Source organism: Nitrosomonas sp. Nm33, assembly GCF_900107265.1.
Classification (GTDB): Bacteria; Pseudomonadota; Gammaproteobacteria; order Burkholderiales; family Nitrosomonadaceae; genus Nitrosomonas.
Map to the genome: position 1 here is coordinate 36168 of NZ_FNPJ01000018.1, position 6476 is coordinate 42643.

The window sequence follows — 6476 nt, forward strand, 5'->3', positions numbered from 1 at the left end:
TAAGTCACAGGAAGTGGTGAGAAATGACCGTCGATATCGACCATATCATCAAGAAATCTCAAGAGGCATGTATATCGGCAGGGGTTAAATTAACCACCAAGCGCAAAAATGTGCTCATCGTGTTGCTGCGTTCCTCGATACCCCTATCCGCATATGAAATCGCGGAAAGATATAAAACACAGTTTAATGAATCATTGCCAGTCATGTCGGTTTACCGCATACTGGATTTTCTGATTCATGAAAAATTGGTCCACAAGCTCGAAACGACTAGTCTGTATATAGCATGCGCCCATATCGCCTGTGATCATCAGCACGAAACCCCGCAATTCCTGATTTGTGACCGCTGTCATAGCGTTAAAGAGATCGGAATCAAAAAGCATGTCATGGCGGAACTCGCGCGCAGCATTCAAAACACCGGCTTTACCCTGGCCCATCAGCAACTCGAGCTGCATGGACTTTGCGAGCGCTGTCAAGGTGATTCCATGTAATGGCCATGCCTCACAAGATTTTCATCTCTTGAACGTATGAAAGAGATGAGGTGTTATTTTGGGTTGCACTATTCTTGGGTGAATCGTATTGTGAAACAGCCAAAGATGGCAAAAGGCAAGACTTGATCCTAAGCCTGTGTCAGTATTCCCCATGGCGCAAGCATCAGCCTCAAGCTGTCGGGCAGATTCGTACAGGACTGGTCAATATTTTAAGGCATATCGCTATCCGCTCATGGTGGAATGCAAAATGTAAGAAATTCATGCCCCCAGGTTGGAATAAAAACTGGAATTCAGGATATGAATAATGCAACAGCATGTAATACAACAAAAAGATCAAGCGCTTTATATCTTTCAGGTTGGAAAAAACTCCAACTGTGGAGTTGGTTTACTCTAAACTCTAGTATTCATATCTATCTACATTTTTATATTATGATCAGAAATCCATCCTTCGATATTTTTTCTCTTATACGTGAGACTAATTTTATATCTAACAAAAATATGAGACGATGAAACGGGAAATTCATATATTTCTAATACCTTTGCTTTTGTTCCGTTAGCAATTTTTCCGATAATATACTCATCTCCCCAATTGCTCTTTGAGCTAGAAACGTATATATCTCCACCATTTTTTGATACAAGCGTAACGTCTTCGCCAGTGTTTTTAACCTTGTTTTTTTGTTGGAAATATATATCAGCGAGTTTTATAGTAACCTTTTTTGGGCTATTTTCCATTGAATCTTCCCATCTTCCATTAGGAGCATATGTTGCCATGCCTGCTGTATAGGAAGTCTTTCCTGCAACTTTAATATCTTCAAGGCGATATGCAAAAACGTTCGTAGCCGCTGCACTTTGCTGATTATCAACTTGTATGGCTATATTTGTAAGCATAGTAGTTAATTCCGCCCTAGATAGCCCATCAGGAACCGCAATACGAATTAGAACCCTTTTAGTGCTAGCTAAACTTATGTCCTCTAATTTCCCGATTTGTTTATAATCATTTTCTGAGCTAGCGATAGCATTTCCAATAAATAGAGAAATTAAGAAAATAAAATAGCTAAATAGTTTCATACATTTATCCTTCTATTTGGTCTTTGATAATATATGTAAATTTGCTAATTTTTCTATAGAGAAAACCTGGGCTGGGTATCAGGTGGAAAAATTTACAGCTAACTAGAATTAGGCCTCCGAAATGACGCAATTTATGACGTCAATTATAAAAGCTAATACGCTAAGCTTCATACTATCTCCTTATTTTTTATGGTAATAGATCGATTTGGCTTTCGTGACAACAAACTTTGTTAGATCCACTTACGAGCAATTGGTAACTTCGGCTAGCTATAAGGGTGATCCTTTTACCATACTTCTACTGCTTTTGGCTGGTTGATCTTATCAACATACCTCCCTGCCGCTAAGATGCGCATAAGGCGGCAGCGTGCGCAGGCGTGGGTCATCCAGCGGGCCGCCGACGGTGAAATGATAGAGCGACTGCCACGCATGGCCTGATAAGCCGAGCATGGCGTGCAGCGCATCATCGAAATAGCAGCCGATGCCAGTGCCGCGCAGACCTGCGGCTTCCGCTTCCAGGTAGAGCACCTGACCGAGCATGCCGGCTTCATGAAACAGTTCGCGATAACGCCAGGCTCCCTCGTTTAACGCGGCTTCGAATTCAGCCAGCATACCCAGCGAAAAGCAGCTATCGGCAGCGATGTCCTGGTGACAACTGATCAAGCGCGCCGCATCTCGGGCATCGGTGGAGAATAATCGAAACAAGCCAAGATGCTGAGGTGCACCGGGCACTTCGGCCCATTCGGCATCTTCGCGTATCGCCTGGCGTAAAGCGGGAGCGACGGATTTATCCCGCAGAAGCAGGTAGACACCTGCTGCCACACCTTCGACACGATGCACGAATAGGATGAGATGCACCCGCGGTGGCCGCTGCCAAATCTCCCAAGGCGGTAGCCCGGAACGGGGTAGCAGGGCGTCGAGCAATGCGAACCACCGTTCTGCCGGCATGGTGGTCACGCCATCGAAACCGACAGCACTTCGGCGCTGGCGAATCAGTGAGCCTGCATCTTGCGAACAATCAATCGCTGCTAGAGGTGGCCACTGCGTTGACAAAGTCAACGATGAGGAAGGAGGAACAGGCCGTTCAGCAGCATGGTGCACCGTATCGATTCCCGCCCAATGGACATGTTTAGCGCTGAGACGATTGGCCTCGCCGATAAAATTCAATTCGCTAGCCAGGGCTACGGCTGTCTGAGCTGAATCCAAAAACTCAGGCATATTTCCGCAACCAATCCAGAGCGCCACATCTACCGCTTCGTTTTCATGCTCTGCAAAATCGCCCATGCGCGCGACGCCAGTTAGCGCAGTAAGCACCGCATCATGCCAGTTCTCCAGTACCTGGGCACGCCAGCCAAGCGTGGCAGCAGCATAGCTGACTGCCGCCAGGGCATGACCGCAGTCGTGTTGACAATAGCGGTAGGCGCGCAGGCCATACTTCCAGGCTTCGCGCCAATGAATAGAAGTAAGAATCAGCACGAAGCCGCCAGTCAGCATGTCACCCCAATCGGGATTGGCCTCGGCACGCCGTTCCAGGCTGTGGTCGTAGCTGACATAGTGATGCACGCCGCTCGGAAGGCCGTTGCATGCAGCGGCGAGCACATAGCACTCAGTAGGATGCAAATTTCCGCTGGAAGGATTGCAGCGCAACGCCCAGCGTGAGCCGCCGTATTCTTTCCATGCAGACAAGCCAAAACTCAGTTCCAGCAGCGTCGCCAAACCGGCCAGATTGATCACTGCCAGTATTTGCCGCCGGCCGCTGCGGACCTCGGTAAACGGAATCTGCAAGGGAGCAATCCGTAAAGGCAACTTACAGAGTTGCGTTCCTGCATAGCGGCGAAACGGATCAGGTTGATTAGCCCAGTCCAGGCCACCAGGCCCCGGTGCATAGCCATCCAAACGGTGCTTACTGGCTTCGTGATAGGCGATAATGGTTGATAATGCGTTCTTACTCATGGCTCACTAACAAAAATTATATTTCGCTGTACTTGCTAATTTCAATTTTTCGGGATTGGTTTCTATTGTTCTTCTTGCACCAAGTTTCGTTGGCGGCCGCGATCAAGCCATCTGCAAACCCAGGCCAGGCGTGCAAAATTCTGGAATGCGATAAGTATGGAGCAGTGCGTTCCAGTTAAGTCATTCCCCTAAAGCAGGGCAGCGCATTATGCAGCAGGGTGAGCGAATTGATGTGAGGCTTCCTTTAGTTGCGATTAGACATGATTAGTAATGGATTTGAAAATATTTTCGACTGTTTCCCGCTCGATGTCTCGGGTAATGAAGACGATTTTCGAGCGCCGGTCTTCACCCGGCCAGGCGGGCAATGGCACCAGCGGGTGGAGTATGTGCTGTACCCCATGCAGAACCATAGGGTGGTCATTACCTTGGATATTCAGGATACCCTTGATACGCAGGATATTGCTGCCCATACAAAACAGCAGATCCAGCAAGGTCGGGTAGATTTGTTTGATAACCGGTTGATCGGTGGTGAAGCAATATGCCCGGACATGATCATCATGGCGATTGATGTCGTGCACGTGGCTATCGTGATCATGATGATCCTCTGTATGACCCTGTTCATCATGGCGAGGCTTGTTCGCAACGTCTGCCAAATAGGCTTCTTCCCGGAGCCAGCGTTCCACATCGGGCGTTTTTTCCTGGGTTGAGAATAATCCCAAATCCAACAATTTTTCTGCTTCAATCTGACCATGTGCAACTTGCCAGCGTGAAGCGGCAGGGTTAATGACGTTCAGTCGCTGGAGCAGATCGGTTTTGTTTTGAGGTGTCACCAGATCAGCCTTGGTCAACAGCAGGCAGTCTGCAATCGCAGCTTGCTTGATCGCTTCATTATACGTGCTCAGGGTGTGGTTTCCCGTGGCCATGTCGATGGTTGCCACGATACCATCCAGCCGATAACGGCTGCTAATCTGCAGATTCGTCATCAAAGTATGGATGATAGGAGTTGGATCAGCCAGGCCGGTCGTTTCGATCAAAACGCGATGAAATTGCCGTTTTCCATTGCGCGAGAACCGCCAGGTGAGATCTTGCAGCGTTTTAACAAGATCGCTGCGAATAGTGCAACACAGGCAACCACTGCCCATCTCCATCACCACGTTGTCAGTGCTATGCACGACCAACAGGTGATCTAATGCGATTTCCCCGAATTCATTGATGATCACCAAGGTATCCGCCATCATGGATTGCTGCATGATATGGTTCAGGATTGTGGTTTTGCCACTACCTAAATAACCCGTCAGCAACGTCACAGGAATCAGCGAAGGGGTAGTGGACGTAAGTGTCATGGTAAATTATCTGGGTAGAATAAAGCCAGCTGCTACTTTAGCATACTCCAAATCACTAGAACTCATTTCATAAATCGCAGCAGTTTGCGCATCAGGATCATCGAGAAGGCGAGATGAACGAAGGCTGTGAAACGCTCATGACAGCGATCCCAACGGATCAGGGTTCGCTTATACTTGTTCATCCACGCAAATAAACGTTCGATTTTCCATCGACGCCGGTAGCGCCTGAGTGGGCGACGACCATCCTGAGTTGCCAGGCGGACACGGTTCTTTCGGTGCAAAGCCAATCAGCTCGATTCCTTGGGCTGCCAACTGCTGATCGAGCGGATCACTGTCGTAGGCACGATCCCCCACAATTTTCGCCACCGCGAAGGTGCCGTCGATGAAGCATTCCGTGAGATCGATTCCGCCTCGCTCCTCCAGATCTCTCGCCAGTTCTTCCAGTATCTTGCGTAGTACGCCCGCCTTCACCCAGCGGCTGAACCGTCGGAAGCAGGTCGAGGGAGAGGGAAATCGGTCGGAAAGATCAGCCCACGAGGCGCCTGCGCGCAATACCCAAAGTACGCCATCCATTACTGCTCGGTCGTCGTGGACTTCCGGTCTTCCTCTCCCGTCGGCACGAACCGGCGATGGCGGAATCAGCGGTGAAAGAATGGTCCATTGTTCGTCTGTCAGTCGTTCGTATCTGCTCATCCACCGGAAGTTAACATTCTTCCGTCATTGTGAACAGCGGCATTTATGAAATGAGTTCTAGAAAGATCGGATCACCTACTGCATGGACATTTGCGGCGTTTTGCCAGAAATTCCGGGATAAACTCGGTTTTTGCAGTGACGGATAGGAGCAATATCAGACACTCTAAATTGATAAGCGCAGTTGAACATGGGGTGTTACGGGATGTCATCGCTATGAATGGTTCTGAAAAATCCTTCACACTTTGTGAGGAGGGATATGTTCATTTTAGAGGACATCAGGACGGTTTGTTCGGGAAAATCAGAACAGGCGCGATTACGGAAGATGGCGGGTGGATAAACTTTAGCGGCCGTGGGCGTTAGCATAGCAATTAGTTTATGTGTGGTGGTATTGAATTCCAGCATCAAAAAATATATTTTCCGCAATTGGATGCCCGGTTACCCATCAGGCTGCGAAATGGCGGAGTGATCTGGATTATCTGGGGAAGGCGTAAAGATCAGGATCCAGGGTGCTTTCCCAATGGTGGCTGGGCAAGCATCGAATCCATAAAAATAGGTAAATGGAAGCCTTGGCACCCAAGACCAGTGCTTATAGCCGCCGATAGTTTCATGGAGAAAGATCATGAGAAGCAAACTCACTGGATACCATTGGGCACCAAAATGGTGATTCAGGGGCTTCTGGCAGAAAGAAACGGGGAGCAGCGAGTCTATGTGGTTACGGTCAACACGCCCCCTGAATATTGCTGGATACATGATCGCTGGCCTCGGTTGGTTAAATTGCCGCATCAGCGCGAAGCAACGATTAACCTATTTTCCTCAGTTGACCCTATAAAAACAGCTGCAAACGTAGTACTGTAAAGGTTTTACGGTTGGATGAAGGAGTCACCTAATGGGTGAAAAGGATTTTGAGGAAAAAGGAGTAGTCAAGGCGGTAGGT

Annotated in this window: 7 protein-coding genes; 3 read left to right on the forward strand and 4 right to left on the reverse strand. The window is 48.5% G+C overall.

Translation table 11 applies throughout. The features are described 5' to 3' along the window. Window positions 1-23 precede the first annotated feature (23 nt). The gene (locus BLV54_RS05845; protein ID WP_090569113.1) at window positions 24-488 is read left to right on the forward strand and encodes a Fur family transcriptional regulator; all 465 of its coding nucleotides are present in this window, start codon (window positions 24-26) and stop codon (window positions 486-488) included. Between the two features lie 414 nt (window positions 489-902). Here the strand turns inward: BLV54_RS05845 and BLV54_RS05855 are convergent, their stop codons facing one another. The 4 genes from BLV54_RS05855 to BLV54_RS05870 all read right to left on the reverse strand — a co-directional run bounded on the left by BLV54_RS05855 (window position 903) and on the right by BLV54_RS05870 (window position 5542). Beyond that, window positions 903-1556, reverse strand: a complete 654-nt coding sequence (locus BLV54_RS05855) for a hypothetical protein (protein ID WP_090569119.1) — start codon at window positions 1554-1556, stop codon at window positions 903-905. Window positions 1557-1877: 321 nt separating this feature from the next. Continuing rightward, on the reverse strand, window positions 1878-3506 hold the full coding sequence (locus tag BLV54_RS05860; RefSeq protein WP_090569123.1) for a SagB/ThcOx family dehydrogenase: 1629 nt from the start codon (window positions 3504-3506) through the stop codon (window positions 1878-1880). Between the two features lie 254 nt (window positions 3507-3760). After that, a complete protein-coding gene (locus BLV54_RS05865) occupies window positions 3761-4849 on the reverse strand; it encodes a CobW family GTP-binding protein (protein WP_090569127.1) in 1089 nt (362 codons plus the stop codon). Between the two features lie 168 nt (window positions 4850-5017). Continuing rightward, complete coding sequence (locus BLV54_RS05870; protein ID WP_218132324.1) at window positions 5018-5542, reverse strand: transposase; 525 nt, start codon at window positions 5540-5542, stop codon at window positions 5018-5020. Between the two features lie 168 nt (window positions 5543-5710). Between BLV54_RS05870 and BLV54_RS05875 the strand changes: the two genes are divergently transcribed. Continuing rightward, complete coding sequence (locus BLV54_RS05875) at window positions 5711-5902, forward strand: hypothetical protein (protein ID WP_090569130.1); 192 nt, start codon at window positions 5711-5713, stop codon at window positions 5900-5902. Between the two features lie 15 nt (window positions 5903-5917). Further along, the gene (locus BLV54_RS16715) at window positions 5918-6397 is read left to right on the forward strand and encodes a hypothetical protein (RefSeq protein ID WP_256329185.1); all 480 of its coding nucleotides are present in this window, start codon (window positions 5918-5920) and stop codon (window positions 6395-6397) included. Window positions 6398-6476: the final 79 nt, after the last annotated feature.

What these genes read in the sequence shown, in the direction of transcription:
- BLV54_RS05845 (WP_090569113.1), top strand. Translation starts at nt 24, where the DNA reads ATGACCGTCGATATCGACCATATCATCAAGAAATCTCAAGAGGCATGT.
- BLV54_RS05855 (WP_090569119.1), bottom strand. Translation starts at nt 1,556, where the DNA reads ATGAAACTATTTAGCTATTTTATTTTCTTAATTTCTCTATTTATTGGA.
- BLV54_RS05860 (WP_090569123.1), bottom strand. Translation starts at nt 3,506, where the DNA reads ATGAGTAAGAACGCATTATCAACCATTATCGCCTATCACGAAGCCAGT.
- BLV54_RS05865 (WP_090569127.1), bottom strand. Translation starts at nt 4,849, where the DNA reads ATGACACTTACGTCCACTACCCCTTCGCTGATTCCTGTGACGTTGCTG.
- BLV54_RS05870 (WP_218132324.1), bottom strand. Translation starts at nt 5,542, where the DNA reads ATGAGCAGATACGAACGACTGACAGACGAACAATGGACCATTCTTTCA.
- BLV54_RS16715 (WP_256329185.1), top strand. Translation starts at nt 5,918, where the DNA reads ATGTGTGGTGGTATTGAATTCCAGCATCAAAAAATATATTTTCCGCAA.